Source organism: Rhodoferax sp. LS1P39, from assembly GCF_056521425.1.
In genome coordinates this window covers 52,813-77,227 of record NZ_JBWMAV010000020.1, presented here as the reverse complement: position 1 = coordinate 77,227, position 24,415 = coordinate 52,813, and the positions used below count along the sequence as shown (strand labels likewise).

General features: G+C 63.6%; 19 protein-coding genes and 1 pseudogene. 12 read left to right on the top strand and 8 right to left on the bottom strand.

Annotated elements, in window-relative coordinates; all coding sequences use genetic code 11:
- Positions 1-31: 31 nt before the first annotated feature.
- A complete protein-coding gene (locus tag AC097O_RS22880; RefSeq protein WP_479595260.1) occupies positions 32-1,597 on the top strand; it encodes a GGDEF domain-containing protein in 1,566 nt (521 codons plus the stop codon).
- Positions 1,598-1,633: 36 nt separating this feature from the next.
- On the top strand, positions 1,634-2,788 hold the full coding sequence (gene rodA, locus AC097O_RS22875; protein WP_479595259.1) for a rod shape-determining protein RodA: 1,155 nt from the start codon (positions 1,634-1,636) through the stop codon (positions 2,786-2,788).
- A 4-nt stretch (positions 2,789-2,792) separates the two neighbouring features.
- Here rodA and AC097O_RS22870 read toward each other — a convergent pair whose 3' ends face one another.
- The 4 genes from AC097O_RS22870 to AC097O_RS22855 form a co-directional block, all read right to left on the bottom strand.
- Entirely contained in the window at positions 2,793-4,937 is a 2,145-nt protein-coding gene (locus AC097O_RS22870; protein ID WP_479595258.1) for a peptidase domain-containing ABC transporter, read from the bottom strand.
- A 10-nt stretch (positions 4,938-4,947) separates the two neighbouring features.
- Positions 4,948-6,228 carry an HlyD family secretion protein gene (locus AC097O_RS22865; protein WP_479595267.1) on the bottom strand — a complete coding sequence of 427 codons (1,281 nt, stop codon included), beginning with the start codon at positions 6,226-6,228 and terminating at the stop codon, positions 4,948-4,950.
- Positions 6,229-6,230: 2 nt separating this feature from the next.
- On the bottom strand, positions 6,231-7,958 hold the full coding sequence (locus AC097O_RS22860; RefSeq protein WP_479595257.1) for a cholesterol oxidase substrate-binding domain-containing protein: 1,728 nt from the start codon (positions 7,956-7,958) through the stop codon (positions 6,231-6,233).
- 113 nt (positions 7,959-8,071) lie between these two features.
- Positions 8,072-8,389, bottom strand: coding sequence for a hypothetical protein (locus AC097O_RS22855; RefSeq protein ID WP_479595256.1), 318 nt, complete (start codon positions 8,387-8,389; stop codon positions 8,072-8,074).
- 330 nt (positions 8,390-8,719) lie between these two features.
- Between AC097O_RS22855 and tldD the strand changes: the two genes are divergently transcribed.
- The 3 genes from tldD to AC097O_RS22840 all read left to right on the top strand — a co-directional run bounded on the left by tldD (position 8,720) and on the right by AC097O_RS22840 (position 12,590).
- Entirely contained in the window at positions 8,720-10,192 is a 1,473-nt protein-coding gene (gene tldD / locus AC097O_RS22850; RefSeq protein WP_479595255.1) for a metalloprotease TldD, read from the top strand.
- A 199-nt stretch (positions 10,193-10,391) separates the two neighbouring features.
- Positions 10,392-11,513, top strand: coding sequence for a 3-deoxy-7-phosphoheptulonate synthase (locus tag AC097O_RS22845; protein WP_479595254.1), 1,122 nt, complete (start codon positions 10,392-10,394; stop codon positions 11,511-11,513).
- Between the two features lie 132 nt (positions 11,514-11,645).
- Complete coding sequence (locus AC097O_RS22840) at positions 11,646-12,590, top strand: hypothetical protein (RefSeq protein WP_479595253.1); 945 nt, start codon at positions 11,646-11,648, stop codon at positions 12,588-12,590.
- A 73-nt stretch (positions 12,591-12,663) separates the two neighbouring features.
- Here the strand turns inward: AC097O_RS22840 and mpl are convergent, their stop codons facing one another.
- Positions 12,664-14,034, bottom strand: a complete 1,371-nt coding sequence (gene mpl / locus AC097O_RS22835) for a UDP-N-acetylmuramate:L-alanyl-gamma-D-glutamyl-meso-diaminopimelate ligase (protein ID WP_479595252.1) — start codon at positions 14,032-14,034, stop codon at positions 12,664-12,666.
- Positions 14,035-14,097: 63 nt separating this feature from the next.
- On the opposite strand from mpl, the gene AC097O_RS22830 reads away from it, so the two are divergent.
- The 7 genes and pseudogenes from AC097O_RS22830 to AC097O_RS22800 all read left to right on the top strand — a co-directional run bounded on the left by AC097O_RS22830 (position 14,098) and on the right by AC097O_RS22800 (position 19,045).
- Positions 14,098-14,688: a hypothetical protein gene (locus AC097O_RS22830; RefSeq protein WP_479589249.1), complete on the top strand. Its 591-nt coding sequence runs from the start codon at positions 14,098-14,100 to the stop codon at positions 14,686-14,688.
- A gap of 65 nt (positions 14,689-14,753) precedes the next feature.
- Positions 14,754-15,212 (top strand): TlpA family protein disulfide reductase, encoded by a 459-nt coding sequence (locus tag AC097O_RS22825; protein WP_479595251.1) that lies wholly within the window; start codon positions 14,754-14,756, stop codon positions 15,210-15,212.
- Between the two features lie 137 nt (positions 15,213-15,349).
- The gene (gene accB, locus AC097O_RS22820) at positions 15,350-15,802 is read left to right on the top strand and encodes an acetyl-CoA carboxylase biotin carboxyl carrier protein (RefSeq protein WP_479595250.1); all 453 of its coding nucleotides are present in this window, start codon (positions 15,350-15,352) and stop codon (positions 15,800-15,802) included.
- Between the two features lie 21 nt (positions 15,803-15,823).
- On the top strand, positions 15,824-17,173 hold the full coding sequence (accC, locus tag AC097O_RS22815) for an acetyl-CoA carboxylase biotin carboxylase subunit (RefSeq protein WP_479595249.1): 1,350 nt from the start codon (positions 15,824-15,826) through the stop codon (positions 17,171-17,173).
- An 11-nt stretch (positions 17,174-17,184) separates the two neighbouring features.
- The gene (gene prmA, locus AC097O_RS22810; RefSeq protein WP_479595248.1) at positions 17,185-18,069 is read left to right on the top strand and encodes a 50S ribosomal protein L11 methyltransferase; all 885 of its coding nucleotides are present in this window, start codon (positions 17,185-17,187) and stop codon (positions 18,067-18,069) included.
- A gap of 40 nt (positions 18,070-18,109) precedes the next feature.
- Positions 18,110-18,214, top strand: a pseudogene (locus tag AC097O_RS22805) (zinc-ribbon domain-containing protein); the annotation flags it as partial.
- Between the two features lie 78 nt (positions 18,215-18,292).
- Complete coding sequence (locus AC097O_RS22800; protein ID WP_479595266.1) at positions 18,293-19,045, top strand: DUF3426 domain-containing protein; 753 nt, start codon at positions 18,293-18,295, stop codon at positions 19,043-19,045.
- Positions 19,046-19,098: 53 nt separating this feature from the next.
- Here AC097O_RS22800 and AC097O_RS22795 read toward each other — a convergent pair whose 3' ends face one another.
- The 3 genes from AC097O_RS22795 to AC097O_RS22785 all read right to left on the bottom strand — a co-directional run bounded on the left by AC097O_RS22795 (position 19,099) and on the right by AC097O_RS22785 (position 24,161).
- The gene (locus AC097O_RS22795) at positions 19,099-19,722 is read right to left on the bottom strand and encodes a histone (protein ID WP_479595247.1); all 624 of its coding nucleotides are present in this window, start codon (positions 19,720-19,722) and stop codon (positions 19,099-19,101) included.
- 174 nt (positions 19,723-19,896) lie between these two features.
- The gene (locus tag AC097O_RS22790; RefSeq protein ID WP_479595246.1) at positions 19,897-21,084 is read right to left on the bottom strand and encodes a ribonucleotide-diphosphate reductase subunit beta; all 1,188 of its coding nucleotides are present in this window, start codon (positions 21,082-21,084) and stop codon (positions 19,897-19,899) included.
- Between the two features lie 134 nt (positions 21,085-21,218).
- On the bottom strand, positions 21,219-24,161 hold the full coding sequence (locus AC097O_RS22785) for a ribonucleoside-diphosphate reductase subunit alpha (RefSeq protein ID WP_479595245.1): 2,943 nt from the start codon (positions 24,159-24,161) through the stop codon (positions 21,219-21,221).
- Positions 24,162-24,415: the final 254 nt, after the last annotated feature.

The window sequence follows — 24,415 nt, the reverse complement described above, 5'->3', positions numbered from 1 at the left end:
GCAAGTCCCGAAAGATTAATTACAAAGCTCCATGGCTGAACGATCCCCTGCCGAAATCGCCCGCGAAACCTTCCGGTTGCTCAGTGTCAAAAAGTTGGCTCCTACGCCAGAAAACTACCAGACGCTGTACCACGAGGTGGCGGGCACCATGGTGCCCGCGCACTTTCCGTTTGAACGCCTGCGCCTGATTGCGGCGGCGCTGCCCGCCAAAAACCCCGGCCAGCAAAAGCAATGCGGTTTGCTTGAATCGGCCATTACCCAGCGTAGCTGGGACGGTGTGCAAAATGCCCTGGTGGGTTATGCCGGGTTTGGCATGCTTGGCGCGCCCGCTAACGGCAACTCGGGTTTTGGTGACAGCGGATTGGGGGCTTTGGCCAGCCCGGCCAGCAGCCCGGCCAACCCGGCGCTGACCCCCGAATTCATGGAGCAGATTGCCCGCCTGATCGACAATGCCTTGCCCGCACTCGGCACCGACGACCCGCGCTTTCTGGAGCAGGCCCGCGAGTTGCTAGGATTTATCCGTCAGCCGGTGCCGGATCTACCGCGCACCAAGACCATGCTGGCCAATTTCACCCACCGGCTGTCGTTCACGGCCGAAGACCAGTTCGAGATCAAGAACGCCTTGCTGCAGCTGCTGCACCTGGTGTTTACCAATATTGGCGAGCTCTGCATCGACGACCAGTGGCTGCGCGGGCAGATCGACGCGCTGGTCCTGGCATCCACCCCACCGTTGAGCCTGCGCCGCCTGGACGATGTGCAGCGGCGGCTGGTGGACGTGATCGGCAAGCAGTCCGAGGCCAAGGCCCGTGCCTTTGAAGCCCAGACGCAAATGCGCCAGTTGCTGGCCGCGTTTGTGGACCGGCTGTCGTTGATGGGCGAGTCCAGCGGTGCCTACCACGACAAAATTGAAGAATGTGCACGCCAGATCGAGCAGGTGCAGAACATTGAGGAGCTCGGCCCGGTGCTGCAAACCGCGCTCAGCGCCACCCGCAGCATGGCGTTGGATACGCAAAACTCGCGCGACCAGCTCCAGGCCATGCGTGCAAAAACCGAGCAGGCCGAGGCCGAAATCAGCAAGTTGCACCTGGAGCTGGACCGCGTCAGCGCCCAGGCCCGGCACGACCCGCTGACCGGTGCACTCAACCGCCGCGGACTGGACGAAGCCATCCGGCGCGAAATCGCCAACGCCCGGCGCAAAGATACCCCCCTGTGCCTGGCACTGCTGGACATCGACAACTTCAAAAAGCTCAACGACGACCTGGGCCACGAGGCAGGGGACGAAGCCCTGACCCACCTGGCCAACGTCACCCGCGAATCCATGCGGCCCCAGGACACCCTGGCCCGCTACGGTGGGGAGGAGTTCGTTATCGTGCTGCCCGACACCCTGCTGGAGCTGGGCGTGGGCACTTTGACCCGGTTGCAGCGCGAACTGACCAAGAAGTTCTTTTTGCGCGATAACCAAAAGGTGCTGATCACCTTCAGCGCCGGTGTGGCGCAGTTGGGCACTGACGAGGCGGGCACCGACTGCATCAAGCGCGCCGACCAGGCCATGTACCTGGCCAAGCGTAACGGCAAGAACCGCGTTCTGGCAGGCTAGCCTAGACCTGCCTCTGGCAGCCGCGATAATCGCGGGATGTCTGTTGTCTTTGAAAAACCTCCGCTGTGGCAGCGCATTGGGCCGCTGTTTCGCGGCTTCGACGGTCCATTGGCGTTTGCCATCTTCTTACTGGTGTGTGCCGGCCTGCTGACCATGTATTCCTCCGGATACGACCACGGCACCCGTTTCCGGGACCATGGCCGCAACATGCTGCTGGCGGGCTTTATCCTGTTTGTGGTGGCGCAAATTCCACCGCAGCGGCTGATGGCGTTTGCCGTGCCCATGTACACCATTGGTGTTGCCCTGCTCATCGCCGTGGCCATATTCGGCATCACCAAAAAAGGTGCACGGCGCTGGATCAATCTGGGCGTCACCATCCAGCCCAGTGAAATCCTCAAAATCGCCATGCCCTTGATGCTGTCCTGGTGGTTCCAGCGGCGCGAGGGGCAACTGCGGCCGCTGGACTTCCTGGTCGCCGGAATGTTGCTACTGGTGCCGGTCGCGTTGATCGTCAAGCAGCCCGACCTGGGGACCGCCATTTTGGTGATGTCCACCGGGCTGTCGGTGATGTTTTTTGCGGGCTTGGGTTGGAAGCTGATCGTGCCACCGTTTTTGCTGGCCCTGGTCGGTATGGGGCTGGTGGTGCTGTATGCGCCCGACCTGTGTGCCGACGGCGTGCGCTGGGTGGTGCTGCACGATTACCAGCAACAGCGCATCTGCACCCTGATGGACCCCAGCCGCGACCCGCTGGGCAAAGGCTTTCACATCATCCAGGGCATGATCGCCATCGGCTCGGGTGGGGTGCTGGGCAAGGGCTTCATGCAGGGCACGCAAACCCATCTGGAATTCATCCCCGAGCGCACCACCGACTTTATTTTTGCGGCTTTTTCCGAAGAGTTCGGTTTGGTAGGCAACCTGCTGCTGATATCCGGATTTTTGTTTTTGATCCTGCGTGGCCTGGTGATCGCCATGGACGCACCGACCCTGTTCTCGCGCCTGCTAGCAGGCAGCGTGACGCTGATTTTCTTTACCTATGCCTTCGTCAACATGGGCATGGTCAGCGGCATCCTGCCGGTGGTGGGCGTGCCCTTGCCCTTCATCAGCTACGGCGGCACGGCCATGGTTACGCTGGGGCTGGGGCTGGGCATTTTGATGTCGATTTCCAAGGCGCGGCGGCTGGTGCAGTCCTGATTCTTCAGCCCGCCGGGGAGGGCGCAAACATGGTCGCCACCGGCGCATCCAGCGCTACCTTGCCGTGCTGCAGCGCAATCACCCGGCTGGCGCTGGCAATGGTGTCGGGCCGGTGCGCCACGATGATGCGGGTGAGTTGCAGTGCGGCAATCGCGCTGTTGACCAGCTTTTCGCGCGCCACGTCCAGGTGGCTGGTGGCCTCGTCCAGCAGCAGGATGCGGGGCCGCTTGTACAGGGCGCGCGCCAGCAGGATGCGCTGGCGCTGCCCGCCCGAGAGCACCGTTCCCATGTCGCCCACCAGCGTGTTGTAGTGCATGGGCATCTGGGCGATGTCGTCGGCGATGGCGGCCATCTGCGCGCAGGCCTGAACCCAGCCACGGTCGGGTTGCGGGTCGAAAAAAGCGATGTTGTCGGCAATCGACCCGGCGAACAGCACATCGTCCTGCAGCACCGTGCCGACCATGCTGCGCAGCGTGTTCAGGCCTAGCGTCTGCAGCGGCTCGCCGCCGATGCGGATCTCGCCTGCGGTGGGCGTCAACACGCCCAGCAGCAGGTTCACCAGCGTGGTCTTGCCGCAGCCCGAGGGGCCGATCAGCGCGACCGACTCCCCGGCTGCGATGTGCAGGTCCACGCCCTGCAGCACGGCGGGCTCATACGCGCTGTAGGCAAAGTGCAGGCCACGGATGGCAATGTCGGCCGGGCGCGGCGCGGCATCGTCCTCATGGCTTGGATGCAGACCGTCGGTGGCTTCGGGCGGCGTGTGCACGATGTCGGCCAGGCGCTCGCCCTGCAGCCGCAGCATGCGGAACTCGAAGAACTTGTCGATCAGGCCGCCCACGCGGCCGACGAACTGGGTCTTGTAAGCCAAGAAGGCCAGCAAGGCACCCACGGTGAAGCGGCCGTCGATGACCATCGTGGCACCGAGCCAGATCACCAGCAGGTTCTCCAGGCCGAACAGCAGGCCGTTCCACTGCTGGTAGAGCAGCCGCAGCTTTTGCGTGCGCAGCCCTGCGTTGACCTGCTCGATCAGCAGCGTGAGCCAGGCGGCGCGGCGTTCTTCTTGCCGCTGGAACAGCTGGATGGTCTTCACGCCGCGCACGGTTTCCAGAAAATGGCTGTGTTGGCGCGCGCCGTGCACGATCTCGGCCTCGGTGGCGCGCCGCAGCGGCGCATACCAGGCCCAGCGTCCGAGCAGGTACAGCAGCATGGCTGCGCAGGCCATCGCGCCGAGCCCCGGGCTGTAGACGAACATCATCACCAGCGTGATGCTGGCCATCAGGCCGTCCAGCACTGCGTCCAGGAAGGACGTGGTCAGCGTGGCCTGGATGCTGTCCACCGCGCCGAAGCGCGACACCACGTCGCCCAGGTGTCTGCGCTCGAAATACTGCGTGGGCAAACGCAGCAGGTGGCCCAGCACGTTGGCGCGCCACTGCACGCTGAGCGTGGTGCCCATGCCCATCAGGGTCCAGCTGCGCGCTGCCGACACGGCCTGCTGCATCAGCATCAGCAGGCCGAAGCCCACGACCAGCACGCCCAGGAGGTCGCGGTCCTGGCCGACGATGACGTGGTCCACCACCCACTGCATGAAGAACGGGCTGGTCAGCGCGAAGGTTTCCAGCACCAGCGACAGCAGCAGGATCTGCCCGAACGAGCGGTACAGGCCGGTCACCCGCCCCATCAGGCTGCCCAGCTTGACCGACGGTGGTGCCTCCTTGGGTGTGAAATCCACATCGGGCCACAGCTCCAGCGCCACGCCGGTGAACGAGCCGGAGACCTCTGCCATCGGCAGCCGCCGCTCGCCATGGGCCGGGTCCAGCACAGTGACATGGTGCTTGCCCACGGTCGTCAGCACCACGAAATGGTTGAAGTCCCAGTGCAGCACGCAGGGTAGCTTGAGCTGGCCCAGGTCGTGCAGCGCCAGCTTGACCGGGCGGCTGCCCAGCTGCATCTGCCGGGCTACCTGCAACAGGTGCGCCAGCGTCGCGCCCTTGAGCGATACCGGGAAGCGCTGGCGCAGCGTGGCCAGGTCGGTGGCATCGCCGTGGTGGCGCGCCACCATGGCCAGGCAGGCCAGGCCGCATTCGGTGGCTTCGGTCTGCAAGACCAGCGGCGGGGCGCGGCGCAGGCCCAGGGCGAGCCGGTTCAGCATGGTCGATCCGTCACAGCTTGCCCGCCATGCCGTACAGCGGCTCCAGCACCCATTCATAGAGGCGGCGTTTGTCCTGCATCACATCGGCCTCCACCACCATGCCGACCTGCAGCGGCCACACGCGCTGGGCGGCGTGCATGGTTTGTGACTGCAGGGTGGCCGTGATGCGGTAGAGCGGCTCGTTCTGCGCGACTGCGGCGCTGGGCAGGGCGCCGGTGGCCGCCAGTTCGGCAGCGGGCAGGGCGGTCTTCGCAATCGCCGACACCACGCCCTGGGCCTGGCCGAACTTCTGGTAGGGGTATGCCTGGTAGCGCAGGCGCACGGTGTCGCCCACGCGGATGAAGCCGATGGCGCGGCTCGGCGCATACAGATGGGCCTGCAGCACCGCGCCTGCGGGCACGATGCTCAGCAGCGCCCGCCCGGGGTCAGCGGTTTGCCCGGCTTCGGCCACGATGGCCGTCACCACCCCGCCCTGTGGCGCGTGGATGACCAGTTGCCGCAGTGACTCGCTCTCGGCCAGCTCTTGTTCCACGCCCAGGCGGTTGCGTTCCAGTTCGGCCAATTGGGCCTGGTGGCGCAAGGGCAGGGCGCGCAGTTCGTCGCTGCGCGCCTGGATTTCTTGGGCGGTGTGGGCTTGCTCGCGCAGCAGGCCTTGCAGCTTGACCTGTTGGTCCAGCAGTTCGGCCTGGCGTTGCTGGGCCTGCTCTTTGGAATAGAAGCCTTGCGCCACCAGGCCCGCAGAGCGGGCTTCCGTTTCGGCGGCGAGCGTGGTGCGTTGGCGTTGGCTGGCGATTTGCGCGTCCAGCGTATCGGCCTGCGCCTTCAGCCGGGCGAGACGTGCCGCCAAGGCGCTTGTCTCCTGCGTTTGCAAGGCCAAGGTCTGGGCCGTCTGGGTCTGTAGAGAATCGCCGCGCTGCCGCACGCGTGCGCTCACCGTGGCGTGCACGCCGCTGTCCGATGACCCGCTGGCGGACTGGCGGTCGCTGCCCAGATCGAACAAGGCCTGGCCCTGCTGCACGCTCTGGCCTTCTGCCACCCGCATGCGCTGCACCACGCCCGATTGCGGCACGTGCACCCGCACCAGCCCGGTGGACGGCATCAGATGGCCCGACAAGGTGCTGCGCTGGGTGTAGCTGCCCCAGGTGAAAAAGCCCACCACCAGCAGCGCCATGCCACAGGCCAGCGCCGTCCACACGCCATAGCTGAGTGGTCGCACCATGGTGATGCTGCCGAGCCAGTTGCGGTGCTGCCGCTCCAGTGCCTCGGGCCGGAACAGCGGCGGGGCAGGCACGCTCAAGGCAGCAGCCGGTCCAGCAGTGGAGAGCTGAACACCCGGTAGGGGTCGTGCTGGTTGTAGGCGGTCTGGGCTGCTTCCCAGCGCTCGCCGATGGCTTGCCCGTCGCGGTAGGCCTGCGGCACGGTGTAGCCGAGCACGTGGGCATCGTCCCAGGCGGCGGTGTCGGTGTAGCCCCAGCCTTTGGACCATTCGGGCCGCACGGCGGCGTAGCTGCCCGAGAAGTTCGACAGCATCCACTGCTCGATCTCGCGGTAGAAGGCGTTGGCATGCGGGGTCCCGGGCACGGTGAGGATGTCGAACCACACCGCCACCGTCCACTCCGGGTGGTCGGGCCGGGGGCGTACAGCCGACAACGCGGGGGCTACCGCGCCCGCCATGGCCACGTCGCCAGACTGGTCCAGGCCGGTCACCCGGATCTCGACCGGGCCGTTCATCGGGTATTTGCCGCTGCGCTGCCAGGCGTCCACGCGCGACTGGTAGAAGCTGGTGAATTCATGCAGCGTGCGTTGCACGTCTGAGCGCCGCGTCAGCACCGCATAGCCGTTGGCCGTGACGCGCAAGGTGGTGGGCTTCACATACAGCAGCAGGTCCTTGGACCAGCCCCACAGATCTAGCGACAGGGTGCTGGCCAGGCCGAGCGCCGACAGCTTCGCCTGCGTCTGCCCGAACAGCGGCGTGAGCCAGGGCTCGCCGCGCACGATGCGGGCCAGCAGGTCGGTGATTTCGAAGGGCACGTTGTCCGAAAACACGTAGTTGAAAGGCCCCCACACGCGGCGGGCCAGCAGCGGCTTGGTGGGCGAGACGCTCCACACCTTGAGCCACGGGAAGGCGGTGAAGGGGAACCAGATGGCTTCGACCCGGCCCGCGCTGTCCAGAAAGCTGGTGAAGGTGCGCCCACCGCTACCCTGGGGGGCGAATAGTTCGGTGGCCGCGATGTCCATGCGGCTCTGGCAACGCAGGCGCTGGTTGGTGCCGACCTGCAGGCGGGCCTCGACGATGAAGGCCCGGCCCAGGTGTACCAGCAAGGGGGCAATTGCCGGGTCATTGCGGGCGAACGTGCGCAGTACATACCGTTGCTGCGCGCTGTCAAATACCACCGCGGTGAGCGACAGCACGAGGTTGCTCACCGAGCCATAGGTGTGCCCAGCCTGCCGGGACTCGCCTTTGGCAGGTACTGCCGTGCCGTGGCCGTCGATGGCCAGCACACCGCCCAGGGTCAGGTCGCCAGGGGCGGGCGTGGCGGCCATGCCGAGCCCGGCGGCCTCCAGGCGTGTCAGCAGCGCCTGCATGGTGATGCCGGTCTGGGCCGTCACGGTGCAGGGCGACGTCCGGGTGTCCACGGAAATGGCCGTCAGGTGCTGGGTGGTGTCCAGCAGCAGCACCGCGGCGCAGGCTGGCGTGCCCGCCGCCATGGTCAGCGGCGACCAGTTGTGCATCATGCCGCGCGGGCGCACCTTGTAGCCCGCGTGGCGCGCCCAGTTGACGACTTCCACCACCTCGTCGGCAGAACGCGGCGCGCAGGTCCAGACATCGTCCACGGCGATGTCGCCGGCCCAGTTCTTGAAGCTCTGCCGGTACAGCGGGATCTGGCTCGGAAAAGCGGGTGGCACAGCACAGTTGGCGGACGCATGGGCGGAGCCGAGCTGCGAAAAGGGCAGCCAGGCCCCGAGCAGGCCCGCGCGAGCCAGGAATGTACGGCGATCGGTAGACGGAATGGGGGACATAGAGGTGCAAGAAATGCTGCCAAGGCCTGTCCGGACAGGTCCCATGGCGGCAAAGGTGTGGCGAGGAGCCGGGCCCGCCCAGAAGGCTGCCCGGTCGCATGGCTAGAGCCGGATCAGGGCCACTCGGTGTCGTAGTGGTACGGCACCGGACCCTGTGGGCCGCCCACGGCGGTGGCCACGGCCTCCACCGTTTGGAAGACGAGGTAACCGCCGGTATCGGCTGCCGCATGGATGCCAACGCCTACCGGGCCTAGCAGATTGAAAGTTTGGCCCACAGACGAAATGACTGCGGTGTTCAGGATCTGGTTGGTGACCACGTTGGCGGTGTGCAAGGTGCTGCCAATCAGGCTGCCAAAGAAGCCTGCGCCGCTGACCTGGTCAATTTCATGGGCGGACAGGGCGGAAATCGAGGATGTTGCTGGTGGGTGCATATTTCTCTCTGGGGTGGATGGAGGGTTGTGAAATCCGCCAATTTCGCGGCCGCAGAATTGACCGGATGAAGTTAACACCACACCCTTAAAAAATTTACATTAATTTGTATTCAATGTTTCATTTAGTTTTTAATAAAATTATTTGTGTACGATATTTTCGTCGTGACTGCTGCGTAAGTTGGTACAAGGTGCGGGTGCCCCAGGTTGACCCCTCCCGCATCCATGAGCCGCTGGGGGGGTTGGGGGTCACACCGGCCCGCGTGCGCATCTGGGCGGTGCGCAATGCCCTTGGCTTTCTCGCACTGGGGGGCGCTTCCTATAATGGGCCGCATGATCTCTCGCGAACCTACCCTCGAACGTCTTGCCATCGCCCAATCGCTCTTGCTGGAGCCTTTTGGCCTGACACCCGCCCACCTGGGCCGTGCGCTGGCGGAAATCACCGCGCACAAGGTGGACGATGCCGACCTGTACTTCCAGTACACCCGCAGCGAGGGCTGGAGCCTGGAGGAGGGTATCGTCAAAACCGGTTCTTTCAGCATCGACCAGGGCGTGGGCGTGCGCGCCGTGAGCGGCGAGAAAACCGCCTTTGCCTATTCCGACGACATCTCCGAAGCGGCTCTGCTCGATGCGGCACGTACCGTCCGGTCTATTTCGGCTGCTGCGCAAAACAGACGGGCGAAGGTAGCTACACAAAAAGTAGCAAAAAGCCGTAGCCTGTACATGGGCGTAGACCCTATCGCCACGCTGGACAGCACGGCCAAGGTCAAATTGCTGGAGCGGGTGGAAAAGCTGGCCCGCGCCAAAGACCCGCGCGTGGCCCAGGTCATGGCCGGACTGGCTGCCGAATACGACGTAGTGATGGTCGCCCGTGCCGATGGCACCCTGGCCGCCGACGTGCGCCCGCTGGTGCGACTGAGCGTCACGGTGATTGCCGAGGCCACCGTCAAAGGCGTGGTGCGCCGCGAAATGGGTTCGGGCGGTGGCGGTGGCCGCTTTGGGCTGGCCTACTTTGACGATGCCATGCTCAATGAATATGTGGATGCCGCCGTGCACGCCGCGCTGACCAACCTCGAATCCCGCCCGGCCCCGGCGGGTGTGATGACCGTGGTGCTGGGTTCCGGCTGGCCTGGCATCCTGCTGCACGAAGCCATCGGCCACGGGCTGGAAGGCGACTTCAACCGCAAGGGCTCCAGCGCCTTCAGTGGCCGCATCGGCCAGCGCGTCGCCGCCAAGGGCGTGACAGTATTGGACGACGGCACCATCAGCGACCGCCGCGGCTCGCTGAACGTGGACGACGAAGGCTGCGCCAGCCAGCGCAACGTGCTGATCGAAGACGGCATCTTGAAAGGCTACATCCAGGACGCGATGAACGCCCGCCTGATGGGAGTCAAACCCACCGGCAATGGCCGGCGCGAGAGCTACGCCCACATCCCCATGCCGCGCATGACCAACACCTACATGCTGGGGGGCGACAAAGACCCGCAGGAAATCATTGGCAGCATCAAAAAAGGCCTGTACGCCAGCAACTTTGGCGGTGGCCAGGTGGACATCACCTCGGGCAAGTTCGTGTTCTCGGCCAGCGAAGCCTACTGGGTGGAAAACGGCAAGATCCAGTACCCGGTCAAGGGTGCGACCATCGTCGGCAGCGGCCCCGAGTGCCTGAAGAAGGTCAGCATGATCGGCAACGACATGAAACTCGACCCCGGTGTGGGCACCTGCGGCAAAGAAGGCCAGAGCGTGCCGGTAGGCGTGGGCCAGCCCACCTTGCGCATCGACGGCCTGACGGTCGGCGGCACAGCTTAAATTGCCTGTGGTACATTGAGCTGCTATGCATCAAAGCGTGTTTGCCTACTTTTACTTTTGGTTCTCAGTCCCCGGCGGATGAGAGGCTAAGTTGTAGACAAGCAAGCCCTTCATGAAAACCGCCGGAGCCTTAAGCTCTCAGGCGGTTTTTTTTCGTCCCCTTTTTTCCTTTTCTATACAAAACCCACAGGAGCAACCCATGAATGCCAAGACCCACCCCGCCAGTGACAACTGGTATGCAAGCGTCGAAAAAACCAGCAAAACCGACGACGAACGCATCAAGGACATTACCGTGCTACCCCCTCCAGAACATCTCATCCGCTTCTTCCCCATCAGCGGCACGCCGGTCGAGACGCTGATCACCGCCACCCGCAAAAATATCCACAACATCATGGCGGGCACCGATGACCGCCTGCTGGTGGTGATTGGCCCCTGCTCCATCCACGACCCGGCAGCGGCCATGGAATATGCCCGCCGCCTGATGGTGCAGCGCGAGAAATACGCCGACACGCTGGAGATTGTGATGCGCGTGTACTTCGAAAAACCCCGCACCACCGTGGGCTGGAAGGGCCTGATCAACGACCCCTACCTGGATGAAACCTACCGCATCGACGAAGGCCTGCGCATCGCCCGCCAGTTGCTGATCGACATCAACCGCCTGGGCCTGCCCGCCGGTAGCGAGTTCCTGGACGTGATTTCGCCCCAGTACATAGGCGACCTGATCGCCTGGGGCGCGATTGGCGCGCGCACCACCGAGAGCCAGGTGCACCGCGAGCTGGCTTCCGGCCTGTCGGCCCCCATTGGCTTCAAGAACGGCACCGACGGCAACATCCGCATCGCCACCGATGCCATCCAGGCGGCAGCCCGCGGCCACCACTTCCTGTCGGTGCACAAGAACGGCCAGGTCGCCATCGTGCAAACCAATGGCAACAAGGACTGCCACGTCATTCTGCGCGGTGGCAAGGCGCCTAACTACGACGCTGCCAGTGTGGCCGCCGCCTGCGCCGAGCTCAGCGCCGCCCAGATGCCCGCCACCCTGATGGTCGATTGCAGCCACGCCAACAGTAGCAAAAAGCACGAAAAGCAAATTGAGGTGGCGCGCGACATCGCGGGCCAGGTGGCGGGGGGCTCGCACCAGGTGTTTGGTCTGATGGTGGAAAGCCACCTGGTCGAGGGCGCGCAGAAGTTCACCCCCGGCAAGACCGACCAGAAGTCGCTCGCTTACGGCCAGAGCATCACCGATGCCTGCCTGGGCTGGGACCAGTCTTTGCAAACGCTGGAAATTTTGTCAGCCGCAGTCCAGGCGCGTCGGGTAAGCTGAGTTTCACGGAGCGAATCTGCCCCTTTTTTGGGGTGGATTCGTTGAATTTGTGAACGGAGCAGCAGCATGGCACTGGATCGACCTGTTTTTTGGCTGGGTTTGGCGGGACTGTCACCGCCGCAAAGGGCCGCTTTGGTGGCCGTCTTACCCTACCAGCCGACCAGTTTGCCCGCCTGGCGGGTGGCCAAGTTCTCCGAAGCCGATGCCTGGTGCATCAACGGTGCGGCCGCCCGGCTGCACGACGACGGCACCCTGACCGTACCCGACAGCCGCAGCGCCGAGCCGGAGCTGCTGCTCCAGCTGGACCAGGTGGACCGGCCCTTGGCCTTCACCACGCCCTTGTCAGCCCGCGAAATTGAGCCGCTGACCACCTTTGAGCCCGAGTCCGAGCGCGCGGTGCGCATGGTGCTGAAAAAGTTCGAGACCTGGCTGCTGCCTTTGCGGGCGCAGTATTTCCTGGGGGCTTTGCTGTACCAACGGGTGGGCAGCCTGTCGCTCGGGGTCTATGCGCTGACGCACCAAGGCGTTTTGTTGGCGGTGGTGGACATTCCCAAGCGCCGCATCGACTATCTGGCAGATGCCAGCCCGGTGCAGTTGGAGCAAGCGGTGTGGGCCCAACGTGCACCCACCCCCGAGCCGCTGCCGCCCCGGTTCCAGAAAGTGGGTTTGCGCGAGGTGATGTGGCAGTTTGCCCAGCACTCTGTGGCCGATCTGCTGCCGGTGGCGTTCAAGACCGATGCCATCCGGCTGCTGCGCCCGCCCCAGGTACCCGAAGCCTGGCTCAAGGATTCTCTGCGCACGGTGTTGCGCGCGCTGGAGATTGGCCCCTGCAGCCTGGAGCAACTGCTGCACAGCGGCCTGAACCCTGAGCAACTGGGCCGCGACCTGGTCAGCCTGTATTTTGACGGTGCGCTGTCCACCGTCTCGGGCGAAATGAACTGGCTGTCGTCGGCCAACCAGCGCCCCTCGGTGTTCGACCCGTCGTCGCTGTCTGAAATCGCGGCCAGCGCCACCCCGCCTGCGGGTTCGCGTTGCGCCGCGCCGTTGGCAGGGGGCGACACCACCAGCCCGGAATAGCCGGTTTGGGAGAGGTTGAGAATTTATATATAAAAAGTGCCTCTGGCGCTTATCCTATAAGCACAAGCAGCTACTAATTTTGTAGTTCGTTCAACAGTTTGGCGTGGATGCCGCCGAACCCGCCATTGCTCATGCATAGGATGTGGTCGCCCGGCTGGGCCGCGGCCACCACCTGCGCCACCAGCGCATCCACCGTGTCGGCCACCTGGGCCCGGTCGCCCATGGGTTCCAGGGCGCTGCGGGCATCCCAGCCCAGGCCGCCGCTGTGGCAAAACGCCAGGTCGGCATCTTCCAGGCTCCATGGCAACTGGGCCTTCATCGCCCCCAGTTTCATGGTGTTGCTGCGCGGCTCGAACACCGCCAGGATGCGCTGGCCCGGCCCGATGCGGCGGCGCAGGCCGTCCACCGTGGTGCGGATGGCGGTGGGGTGGTGGGCAAAGTCGTCGTACACGGTCATGCTGCGCACGTTTCCGACCACTTCCATGCGGCGCTTCACATTTTGGAAAGCACCCAGCGCCCGTGCCGCCACGTCGGCGGGCACGCCCACGTGGTCGGCTGCGGCGATGGCGGCCAGCGCATTGAGCTGGTTGTGCACGCCGCCCAGCGCCCATTCCACCGTAGCCACTGGCTTGCCGCGTTGCAACACCTCGAAGTGGTGGGGTTCGCCCTGGGCGGTGAAGTCGCTCACGGCCGCGCCAAAGCTGCGCACTTCGCTCCAGCAGCCCTGGTGCAGCACGCGGGCCAGGCTTTCCTCCAGCCCGTTGGTCACCACCCGGCCGGTGCTGGGCACAGTGCGCAGCAGGTGGTGGAACTGGCGCTCGATGGCGGGTAGGTCGTCAAAAATATCGGCGTGGTCGAATTCCAGGTTGTTCAGCACCGCCGTGCGCGGGCGGTAGTGCACAAACTTGCTGCGCTTGTCGAAGAAGGCGGTGTCGTACTCGTCGGCCTCGATCACAAAGGTCTTGCCCGCGCCCAAACGGGCGGACACCCCGAAATTCAGCGGTACGCCACCGACCAGAAAGCCCGGCTGCAGCCCGGCGTGCTCCAGCACCCAGGCCAGCATCGCGGTGGTGGTGGTTTTGCCGTGCGTGCCCGCCACCGCCAGTACGTGGCGGCCTTGCAGCACGTGCTCGGCCAGCCACTGCGGACCGCTGGTGTAGGGCAGGCCTGCGTCCAGAATGGCTTCCATCAGCGGAAATTTTGGCGTGCCGTCGGCTGCGCGGGCGCGCGACACCACGTTGCCGACCACGAACATGTCGGGCTTCAGGGCTAACTGGTCGGACGAGAAGCCTTCGATCAGTCCGATGTCCAATGCGCGCAACTGGTCGCTCATCGGTGGATAGACCCCCGCGTCGCAACCGGTGACCCGGTGCCCAGCCTCCCGCGCCAAAGCGGCCAAACCTCCCATGAAGGTGCCGCAAATACCCAAAATATGAATGTGCATGCGGGGATTTTAGGGGTGGCCCCTGGCCCAACCCGGATTGTGAAAAAAGGCAAAATCCGTGACATGGATGCACTGACCTTAGAGATCGCCGAGACCGCCGCCCGTATGGTGGTGGAAGAAGGCCTGGAATACGGCCCGGCCAAGCGCCGCGCCGCCGCGCAACTGGGCGCAGGCCGCGCGGCTTTGCCCGGCAACGACACCGTGGAAGATGCGGTGCGGGCCTATATCGACCTGTTTTGTGGCGATACCCAGCCCGCCGAACTGCGCGCCCTGCGCCAGTTGGCCCTGGTCTGGATGGAGCGCATGGAGCGGTTTCGGCCGCATTTGTGCGGCGCGGTGTGGCAGGGCACGGCCACGCGCTTGTCGGACCTGGCGATTCAGCTGTTTTGCGACGACTCCAAATCCGCCGAGATTGCACTGATCGACCACCGCGTGCCCTACACCCCGGCCACCGTCACCGGGTTTCGCGGCGAACCGGTCGAGGCGCTGAGCTTTGCCAGTCTGAGCCCCGAACTGGGTGAAACCGTGGGTGTGCACTTCATGGTCTATGACCTGGACGACCTGCGGGGGGCCCTGAAGCCCGACTCCAAAGGCCGCGCCCCGCGGGGCGACACCGCTGCCGTGCGCCGCTTGCTGGCGGAAGGCGCGCCATGATGGCCTCTTCACGCCGCCGACTCATGGTCGGGGTGGCGGCAGCCGCTGGCTTGGCGGGTGCCGGTGTGGCTTGGTGGAAATACCAGCCCGCGCCCCTGCTTTCGGGTGTGGAAGAGGCGTTGTGGGGGCTCAGTTTTAACACCCCGCAGGGTGCACCTCTGGCGATGCAGGCTTTGCGCGGTCGCCCGGTGCTGCTGAATTTCTGGGCCACCTGGTGCCCGCCCTGTGTGGAAGAGATGCCCATGCTCAGCCGCTTCTTTCAAGAAAATGCGGTCAACGGCTGGCAAGTGCTGGGCTTGGCGGTGGACCAACCCAGTTCGGTGCGTAGCTTTTTACAAAAAACGCCGGTCAGTTATCCCATCGCCATGGCCGGTCTAGGGGGGACTGAGCTGGGGCGGTCGCTGGGCAACCTGGCTGGGGGCTTGCCGTTTACCGTGGTGCTCGGGTCGGCCGGGACGGTACTTCACCGTAAAATGGGCAGGGTTAACCCTGCTGATTTACAAGCGTGGGCAGGGTTGAAATAGCGCATTCGGTGGCAGACTTGCCCCCTGCAAGCTGTCTTTTGCGGCAGTCTGTCAGATGTAAATAAAAGAAATAAACGATCGTTGTGTGAAATTAGGGTAGATTCCACCCCTTTTCAAGCATCGTGGCTGGAGGTTTTATGGATTTGCGCAAACTCAAAACGTTGATCGACTTGGTGTCCGACTCCAACGTGTCAGAACTGGAAATTACCGAAGCCGAGGGCAAGGTCCGCATCGTCAAGGGTGGCGGTGCCATGGTGTACCAAGCGGCCCAGCCCACCATGGTGGCTGCGCCGGTGATGGCTGCGGCTGCACCCCAGGCTGTGGACATCGTTCCTGCCGCACCTGCGGTACCGGCAGGCCACGTGGTCAAGTCGCCGATGGTCGGCACTTTCTACCGTTCTTCCAGCCCTGGTGCCAAATCTTTCGTGGAAGTGGGCAGCCAGGTCAAGGAGGGCGACACCATCTGCATCATCGAAGCGATGAAGATCCTGAACGAAATCGAGGCCGACAAAGCCGGCACCGTGGTGCAAATGCTGTGTGAAAACGGCCAGGCTGTTGAATACGGCCAACCTTTGTACGTGATTGAGTAAACCCACAGAGTTTGGTGGCGCATGTTTAAAAAAATACTGATCGCGAACCGGGGGGAGATAGCCCTTCGCATCCAGCGGGCCTGCCGTGAAATGGGCGTGAAAGCCGTCATGGTGTACTCCGAGGCGGACCGGGAAGCCAAATACGTCAAGCTGGCCGACGAAGCCGTGTGCATCGGGCCTGCGGCTTCGGCCATGAGTTACCTGAATATGCCCGCGCTGATTTCGGCCGCCGAAGTGACCGATGCCGAGGCCATCCATCCCGGCTACGGTTTCCTCAGCGAAAACGCCGATTTTGCCGAGCGCGTGGAAAAAAGCGGCTTCCAGTTCATTGGGCCCACGCCTGAGAACATCCGCATGATGGGCGACAAGGTGTCGGCCAAGCAGGCCATGATTAAAGCCGGTGTGCCCTGCGTGCCCGGCTCCGAAGGCGAGCTGTCGGACGACCCGGTGGTGATCAAGCGTACCGCCAAGGCGGTGGGCTATCCGGTCATCATCAAGGCCGCAGGCGGAGGCGGTGGCCGCGGCATGCGCGTGGTGCACACCGAAGCCGCCCTGATCAATGCCGTGCAAATGACCAAGGCCGAGGCTTTGGCTGCATTCAGCAATGGCGCGGTGTACATGGAGAAATACCTCCAGAACCCCCGCCACATCGAAATCCAGATCCTGGCCGACAAGTTCAAGAACGTGGTCTACCTGGGCGAGCGCGACTGTTCCATGCAGCGCCGCCACCAAAAGGTGCTGGAAGAAGCGCCCGCGCCCGGCATTCCGCGCAAGCTGATTGAACGCATTGGCGAACGCTGCGCGGCCGCCTGCAAGAAAATTGGCTACCGGGGTGCGGGTACGTTCGAGTTCCTGTACGAGAACGGCGAGTTTTATTTCATCGAAATGAACACCCGCGTGCAGGTCGAGCATCCGGTGACCGAGCTGATCACCGGTGTGGATATCGTGCGTACCCAGATCATGGTGGCGGCGGGCGAAAAACTGCCCTTTGCCCAGCGCCAGATCAGCATCCATGGCCACGCCATTGAGTGCCGGGTGAATGCCGAAGACCCGTACAAGTTCACGCCGTCGCCCGGCCGCATCACCATGTGGCACCCGCCCGGTGGTCCGGGGGTGCGCGTGGATTCGCATGTCTACACCAACTACTACGTGCCGCCGAACTACGATTCCATGGTCGGCAAGATCATCGTGCACGGTGACACGCGGGAACAGGCCATGGCGCGCATGCGCACGGCTTTGCTGGAAACCGTGATCGAAGGCATCAACACCAACATTCCGCTGCACCGCGAGCTGATGGTGGATGCCAAGTTCATGGCGGGTGGCACCAACATCCATTACCTGGAAGAGTGGCTGTCGCAGCACAAGCGCTAAATACTTGAACAATGTTTGAAATCAGTTTGATGTGCCCGCAAGACCGGGTCGAGATGGTCAGCGACGCGCTGGATGCCCTGGATGCCCTGAGCGTGAGCGTGGAAGACGCGGACGCACAGACCGATGCCGAGCAAGCTCTGTTTGGCGAACCCGGCATGCCGCCGCCCAAAGACGGCTGGCAGCGTTCACGCATCCAGGCGTTGTTTGCCACCGAGGCCCTGGCACGCGATGCGGCAGGCGTTTTGGCGGTGCAGGACTTTTTTGCGGGTTGTGACCTGCTCGGCATCGTTCCGGTGCCGGAGCAGGACTGGGTCCGCCTGACCCAGTCGCAGTTCGCGCCGGTGGACATCACCCCGGATTTCTGGATTGTGCCCACCTGGCATGAGCCCCCCGCCGAGGCGACGCGGGTGATCCGCCTGGACCCCGGCCTGGCCTTTGGCACCGGTACCCACCCCACTACCCGTATGTGCCTGCGCTGGATTGCCCGGCAGGATGCGGGGGCATTGGCGCGGGTGCTGGACTACGGTTGCGGCTCGGGCATTCTGGCGATTGGTGCGGCCAAGTTTGGTGCCACCGATATCGATGCGGTGGACATTGACGATGCGGCGGTGCAGTCCACCGTGCTCAACGCCCATGCCAACCATGTGCAGCTCAAGGCCGGTTTGCCGGACCAGGCGCAAGGCCGGTACGGCACCGTGCTAGCCAACATCCTGGCCACGCCGCTCAAGGTGCTGGCTCCGCTGCTGTGCGCCCATGTGGCCCCTGGCGGTGCCCTGGTGTTGGCCGGTATTCTGGAACGCCAAACCGACGAATTGAAAGAGGCTTACGCCCCCTACGCCGCACTGGACGTGTCGGACACGCAAGACGGCTGGGTCTTGATGACCGCACGGCTCTAGGCCGTCGCCGGTGTAGTCCCGAGCACGAAGCCCGCAGACCATGGCCTTGATCACGCGCTGCCCGGTATGCGGGACCCTGTTCAAGGTCGTTCCTGACCAGCTCCGCATCTCTGAAGGCTGGGTGCGCTGCGGCCATTGCGGGGAAATATTCGACGCTTCCGGCGATCTGCAGCAAAGTGAGGCAGAGCACCTGGAGATTCAGCCGGTAGGTTCCTTGCCCGAGGTGTCGCCGTCTACCCCCGCATCTGCCGAGCCGCCTCCGGAACTCGCCGCCACGCCTGAACCGTTGCCGGATGTACCGAACTCGGTTTCGCCTGCGCAGGTCGAGCTCGAGGTGGACGTGCTTCCGGAGCCCGAAGCCCTGGAGCCGCCGGTGTCACTGCCTGCCGCTGAAGTCGATGTAGTGCCGGACAGCCAGCCTGTTCTGTCGCCTGAGCCTATGGACGGCGGCAGCTATTCCTTTATCCGGGAAGCCTCTTCCCCGGCCGCGGTGCCGCGCCCGTTCATGCGCGGGTTGTGGGTGGCTGCGGCGGTGCTGCTGGTGGTGACCCTGGGCCTGCAAGGTATTTTCCAGGGGCGTGATCGCCTGGCTGCAACCTGGCCTGAGGCCCGTCCCTGGCTGCAGGCGGCCTGTGCCCGGCTCGGGTGTACGGTACAGGCTTTGCGGCAGATCGAAGCCATCGTTATTGACAGCTCCACACTGAGCGCCTTGCAAAACGAGGATGCTTACCGGCTGAATCTGGTGCTCAAGAACCAGGCGATGCTGGACGTGGCGATGCCCGCAATCGAGTTTGTGTTGACCGATATCGACGAGCAGGCGGTGTTTCGGCGGGTATTGACCCCGGTCGAGCTGGGGACGGCATCCCGGGTGCTGTTTGCAGGGCGGGAGTGGGCGATGTCGGTCGATGTGCGGGTCATCGACAACCCCAACAAGGGGCGCATCGTCGGCTACCGTTTGCGGGCCTTCTACCCATAAAAAAGGCCCGGTACCTTTCGATACCGAGCCTGATGCGGATCCAACGTATCCGGTCAGGGCTTGTTGGCCGTAGGGAAAGGCCAGGCCGCTTGCGGATTGAGGGTCGTTTGGGCCGATGCGGCAGCCGGTGCTGAGGCTGGCTTGGCGGCGGTCTTCTTGGCAGCGGCTTTAGGGGCTGCTGCGGCCTTCTTGGCGGGCTCTGCCTTGGCAACTACCACGGCCTTTTTGGCGACGGTCGCTTTTTTGGCAGGAGCTGCGGCCTTGGCTGCGGCTTTGGGGGCTGCTGCGACCTTCTTGGCGGGAGCCGCTTTCACGGGTGCTGTCTTGGCAACGACGGCCTTGGCAACGACGGCTTTGGCGACCGTAGCCTTTTTCGCGGGAGCGGCTTTCTTGGCAGCTGGAGCGGCCTTGGCTACGGCTTTGACCGGTGCCGCCTTCGCAGGTGCCGCTTTGGCGGGTGCTGCCTTGGCTGCGGCTACTTTCTTGGCGGGTGCTGCCTTTTTAGCGGGAGCGGCGGCCTTCTTGGCCGGTGCTGCCTTGGCGGGCGCGGCCTTTACCGCGACCGGTTTGGCCGCGGTTTTAGCGGGAGCTACTTTTTTCGCCGCGACGGCCTTGGTAGGAGTTGCCGCCTTTGCGGGGGAGGCCTTTTTTGCGGCCGGTTTTTTTGCAGTTGCCATTATTTTCTCCTTGATCTGTTTACAAAGAGCACTTTATACCGATTGTTAGGCATAGAGCGATGCATGGTGTTGGGCGTGTGCCCAGCACCATGGACTCGGGGGCGCAAAGGGTATTCCGCACCTGCATGCAGGTCGGGGTTTGCGCGGTATTTAAAAGCATGGACGTGATGGCGTTCAGTCCCAGGAAAGCGCGCCGCCCGATTGGTACTCAATCACGCGGGTTTCAAAGAAATTGCGCTCTTTCTTGAGGTCGATCATTTCGCTCATCCAGGGGAACGGATTTTCTTCGTGCGGGAAGCATGCTTCCAGGCCGATCTGGGTGGCACGGCGGTTGGCGATGTAGCGCAGATAGCCCTTGAACATGGAGGCGTTCATGCCCAGTACGCCACGCGGCATGGTGTCTTCGGCGTACTGGTATTCCAGTTCGACGGCACGCATGAACAGGTCCTTGATCTCGGTCTTGAACTCGGCCGTCCACAGATGCGGATTTTCCAGCTTGAGCTGGTTGATCAGGTCGATACCGAAGTTGCAGTGCATGGACTCGTCGCGCAAGATGTACTGGTATTGCTCGGCCGCACCGGTCATCTTGTTTTGGCGGCCCAGCGCCAGGATTTGTGTGAAGCCAACATAGAAGAACAGGCCCTCCATCAGGCAGGCGAAGACGATCAGCGACTTGAGCAGGGTCTGGTCGGTTTCGGTGGTGCCGGTGTGGAAGTTGGGGTCCATGATCGCTTCGATGAAGGGGATCAGGAACTGGTCTTTGTTGCGGATGGACGCGACTTCGTTGTAGGCGTTGAAGATCTCGCTCTCGTCCAGGCCCAGCGACTCCACGATGTACTGGTAGGCGTGGGTATGGATGGCTTCTTCAAACGCCTGGCGCAGCAGGAACTGGCGGCACTCGGGTGCAGTGATGTGGCGGTAGGTGCCCAGCACGATGTTGTTGGCGGCCAGCGAGTCGGCGGTGACAAAGAAGCCCAGGTTGCGCTTGACGATGCGGCGCTCGTCTTCGGTCAGGCCGTTTGGGTCTTTCCACAGGGCGATGTCGCGGGTCATGTTGACCTCTTGCGGCATCCAGTGGTTGGCGCAGGAGGCCAGGTACTTTTCCCAGGCCCATTTGTACTTGAACGGCACCAACTGGTTCACGTCGGTCTGGCCATTGATGATGCGCTTGTCGGCTGCGTTGACGCGGCGTGCTGCGGTGGCCTGCACGGCGACGTGGGCGGTGGCGGTAGCCATGGCCGAGGGGGCTGTGGAAGGAGTTTCGGCTGGAAAAACAGCGTGGGTTTCCACACGGCTGGTGGGTAAACCGAGGGAGGCTGCAGATGGCGGTGAGGGCTTGACTTCTTCGTCCCAGGTCAACATAGATTTTCCAATGCTAGGATTATGAGAGCAGCATTGAAAAATGAAAAGTATTCATTTCCAATGCGGCTGTTTTTAGGGGCTTTGTTGCTCAATCGCATCGTAAAAAAGGCGCTTTTTACGATGCCTTGGCATGCTTACTGGCAGGCTTCGCAACCCGGGTCGTCGATCGCACAAAACTTGATGTCGGTGGCGGGGCTGGCGCTGAGAGCATCGGCGTTCATTTGCTGGCGCGCAGCCATGGCGGCGGTGTCGATGGCGCTCATCTTTTGGCTGGGTGTCTGGCCCGACGACACGGCGTTCATGCGGCCTGCGGCCACGGTCGATTTCTCGACATGGGTGGCACTGCGGGTGCGCAGGTAGTAGGTGGTTTTGAGGCCACGCGTCCACGCCAGCTTGTAGGTGTCGTCCAGCTTCTTGCCCGAGGCACCGGCCATGTAGATGTTCAGCGACTGGGCCTGGTCAATCCACTTCTGGCGGCGCGAGGCGGCCTCCACCAGCCAGGTGGTTTCGACTTCGAACGCGGTGCGGTACAGCGCCTTGATTTCATGCGGCACGCGGTCGATGGATTGCAGCGAACCGTCGAAGTGCTTCAGGTCCATCAGCATCACGTTGTCCCACAGGCCCAGGCGTTTCAGGTCGTGCACCAGGTAGCTGTTGATGACGGTGAACTCGCCCGACAGATTGGACTTGACCGACAGGTTGCCGAAGCAGGGTTCGATCGAAGCATCCACGCCAATGATGTTGGAGATGGTGGCGGTGGGCGCAATGGCCACGCAGTTGGAGTTGCGCATGCCGTCTGCCTGGATTTTCTGGCGCAGGCTGCCCCAGTCCAGGGTGGAGGAGCGGTCCACATCCACATAGCCACCGCGGGCTTGGGACAGCAGATCCAGGGTGTCCAGCGGCAGGATGCCCTGGTCCCACAGCGAACCCTTGTAGCTGGAGTACTGGCCGCGTTCCTTGGCCAGCTCGCTGGAGGCCCAGTAGGCGTAGTAGCAGATGGCTTCCATCGAGGTGTCGGCAAAGGCCACGGCGGCCTCGCTGGCGTAGGGAATGCGCAGCGCGTACAGGCTGTCCTGGAAGCCCATCAGGCCCATGCCGACCGGGCGGTGCAGCATGTTCGAGGTGCGGGCCTTTTGAACGGCGTAGTAGTTGATGTCGATCACGTTATCCAGCATGCGCATGGCCGTGGTGATGGTTTTTTGCAGCTTGGCGTGGTCAAGCTGACCATCCTTGATGTGTTGCAGCAGATTCACCGAGCCCAAGTTGCAGACGGCGGTCTCAGAATCGCTGGTGTTCAGGGTGATCTCGGTGCACAGGTTGCTGGAGTGCACCACGCCCACGTGCTGCTGGGGGCTGCGCACATTGCAGGCATCCTTGAACGTGATCCAGGGGTGGCCGGTTTCGAACAGCATGGTCAGCATCTTGCGCCACAGGTCGCTGGCGGGCAGGGTGCGCGAAGGCTTGATCTCACCGCGCTGGGCGCGGGCTTCGTAGGCCACGTAGGCGGCTTCGAACTCGGCGCCGAACTTGTCGTGCAGGTCGGGCACGTTGTTGGGCGAGAACAGGGTCCAGCTGCCGCCTTCCATGACGCGGCGCATGAACAGATCGGGCACCCAATTGGCGGTGTTCATATCGTGGGTGCGGCGGCGGTCGTCGCCGGTGTTCTTGCGCAGCTCCAGGAACTCTTCGATGTCCAGATGCCAGGTTTCCAGGTAGGTGCAGACTGCGCCCTTGCGCTTGCCGCCCTGGTTCACCGCCACGGCGGTGTCATTGACGACCTTCAGGAACGGCACCACGCCTTGGGATTCGCCGTTGGTGCCCTTGATGTGGCTGCCCAGGGCGCGCACGCGGGTCCAGTCGTTACCCAGGCCACCGGCAAACTTCGACAGCAGGGCGTTTTCCTTGATGGATTCGTAGATGCCGTCCAGGTCGTCGGGCACGGTGGTCAGGTAGCAGCTGGAGAGCTGGGGCCGCAGCGTGCCGCTGTTGAACAGCGTGGGCGTGCTGGACATGAAGTCGAACGACGACATCACTTCGTAGAACTCGATGGCGCGGGCTTCGCGCTGGGGTTCGTTCAGCGCCAGGCCCATGGCCACGCGCATGAAGAAGGCCTGGGGCAGCTCGATGCGGGTCTTGCGCACGTGCAGGAAGTAGCGGTCGTACAGGGTCTGCAGGCCCAGGTAGTCGAACTGCAGGTCGCGCTGGGGCTTCAGGGCGGCGGCCAGTTGCGGCAAGTCGTAGGTCAGCAGGGCGGCATCCAGCAGCTCGTTGTCTACGCCTTTCTGGATGTACTGGGGGAAGTAATCCACGTACTTGGCGGCCAGCTCGGCCTGCGTCAGGTCGGCACCCAGCACCTCTTTGGCGATGGTATGCAGCAGCAGACGGGCGGTGGCGTAGGTGTAGTCGGGATCGGTTTCGATCAGGGTCCGGGCGGCCAGGATGGCGGCCTTGTAGACCTCTTCCATGGGCACGCCGTCGTACAGGTTGCGCATGGTCTCGGCCACGATGGGCGCAGCGGTGACTTCGCTGCCCAAACCGGCGCAGGCCTGCTCGATCAGCTGTTGCAGGCGGGCCGTGTCCAGGGCGACGCGCTGGCCGTCGTCCAGCACGTGCAACACCGGGGCGGCAGGGGCCTGCTCGGCGACCTGCTTGGCGCGTTCTTGCGTGTGGCGCTCGCGGTACAGCACATAGGCGCGGGCGATTTCGTGGTGACCGCCACGCATCAGGCCCAGTTCCACGTTGTCCTGCACGTCTTCGATATGGAAAGTGCCGCCACCGGGGCGCGAGCGCACCAGGGCGCGCACCACGCCTTGGGTCAGTGTGTCCACCACTTCGCGCACGCTGGCCGAGGCCGCGCCCTGCGTGCCATGCACGGCCAAAAAGGCTTTCATCATGGCGATGGCGATCTTGCCCGGCTCGAAAGGCACCACGGCGCCGTTGCGGCGGATGATCTGGTAGTGCGCCAGCATCTCGGGCGCACTGGCATCGCTGCGGTCCGACCGGGGAGCCGGGTCATGGGGAGGCAGGGCAGGTTGCAGCGGCTGGACGGCGGAGGGGGTGTTCAATGCAGTTTGCATGGTTTCCTTGGGGGCTGACGGTAGGAGTGGATGGGGCGGGCTGAAACGGGCGGGGGATTTCTGCAAAAAGCGGTAAAGAGCCCACCCAACTTTCACGTTATGTTAGGGAATGGGGCCACTTTGCAATGCAAGTCAGGCACTATATATAGGGTCTGGAATCAATTCAAGCCACTACCGGTAGTGTATCGCGACCTGGATGGCCACGGCGGTCTGGGGCTTTGCGGGCCTTGTGGTGGCAATCGTCCGGCAAGCGT

Coding starts and splice junctions, on each gene's coding strand:
- rodA (WP_479595259.1), top strand. CDS start 1,634: ATGTCTGTTGTCTTTGAAAAACCTCCGCTGTGGCAGCGCATTGGGCCG.
- AC097O_RS22830 (WP_479589249.1), top strand. CDS start 14,098: ATGGATGCACTGACCTTAGAGATCGCCGAGACCGCCGCCCGTATGGTG.
- AC097O_RS22785 (WP_479595245.1), bottom strand. CDS start 24,161: ATGCAAACTGCATTGAACACCCCCTCCGCCGTCCAGCCGCTGCAACCT.
- AC097O_RS22870 (WP_479595258.1), bottom strand. CDS start 4,937: ATGCTGAACCGGCTCGCCCTGGGCCTGCGCCGCGCCCCGCCGCTGGTC.
- AC097O_RS22860 (WP_479595257.1), bottom strand. CDS start 7,958: ATGTCCCCCATTCCGTCTACCGATCGCCGTACATTCCTGGCTCGCGCG.
- prmA (WP_479595248.1), top strand. CDS start 17,185: ATGTTTGAAATCAGTTTGATGTGCCCGCAAGACCGGGTCGAGATGGTC.
- AC097O_RS22880 (WP_479595260.1), top strand. CDS start 32: ATGGCTGAACGATCCCCTGCCGAAATCGCCCGCGAAACCTTCCGGTTG.
- accC (WP_479595249.1), top strand. CDS start 15,824: ATGTTTAAAAAAATACTGATCGCGAACCGGGGGGAGATAGCCCTTCGC.
- AC097O_RS22855 (WP_479595256.1), bottom strand. CDS start 8,389: ATGCACCCACCAGCAACATCCTCGATTTCCGCCCTGTCCGCCCATGAA.
- mpl (WP_479595252.1), bottom strand. CDS start 14,034: ATGCACATTCATATTTTGGGTATTTGCGGCACCTTCATGGGAGGTTTG.
- AC097O_RS22795 (WP_479595247.1), bottom strand. CDS start 19,722: ATGGCAACTGCAAAAAAACCGGCCGCAAAAAAGGCCTCCCCCGCAAAG.
- AC097O_RS22845 (WP_479595254.1), top strand. CDS start 10,392: ATGAATGCCAAGACCCACCCCGCCAGTGACAACTGGTATGCAAGCGTC.
- tldD (WP_479595255.1), top strand. CDS start 8,720: ATGATCTCTCGCGAACCTACCCTCGAACGTCTTGCCATCGCCCAATCG.
- accB (WP_479595250.1), top strand. CDS start 15,350: ATGGATTTGCGCAAACTCAAAACGTTGATCGACTTGGTGTCCGACTCC.
- AC097O_RS22790 (WP_479595246.1), bottom strand. CDS start 21,084: ATGTTGACCTGGGACGAAGAAGTCAAGCCCTCACCGCCATCTGCAGCC.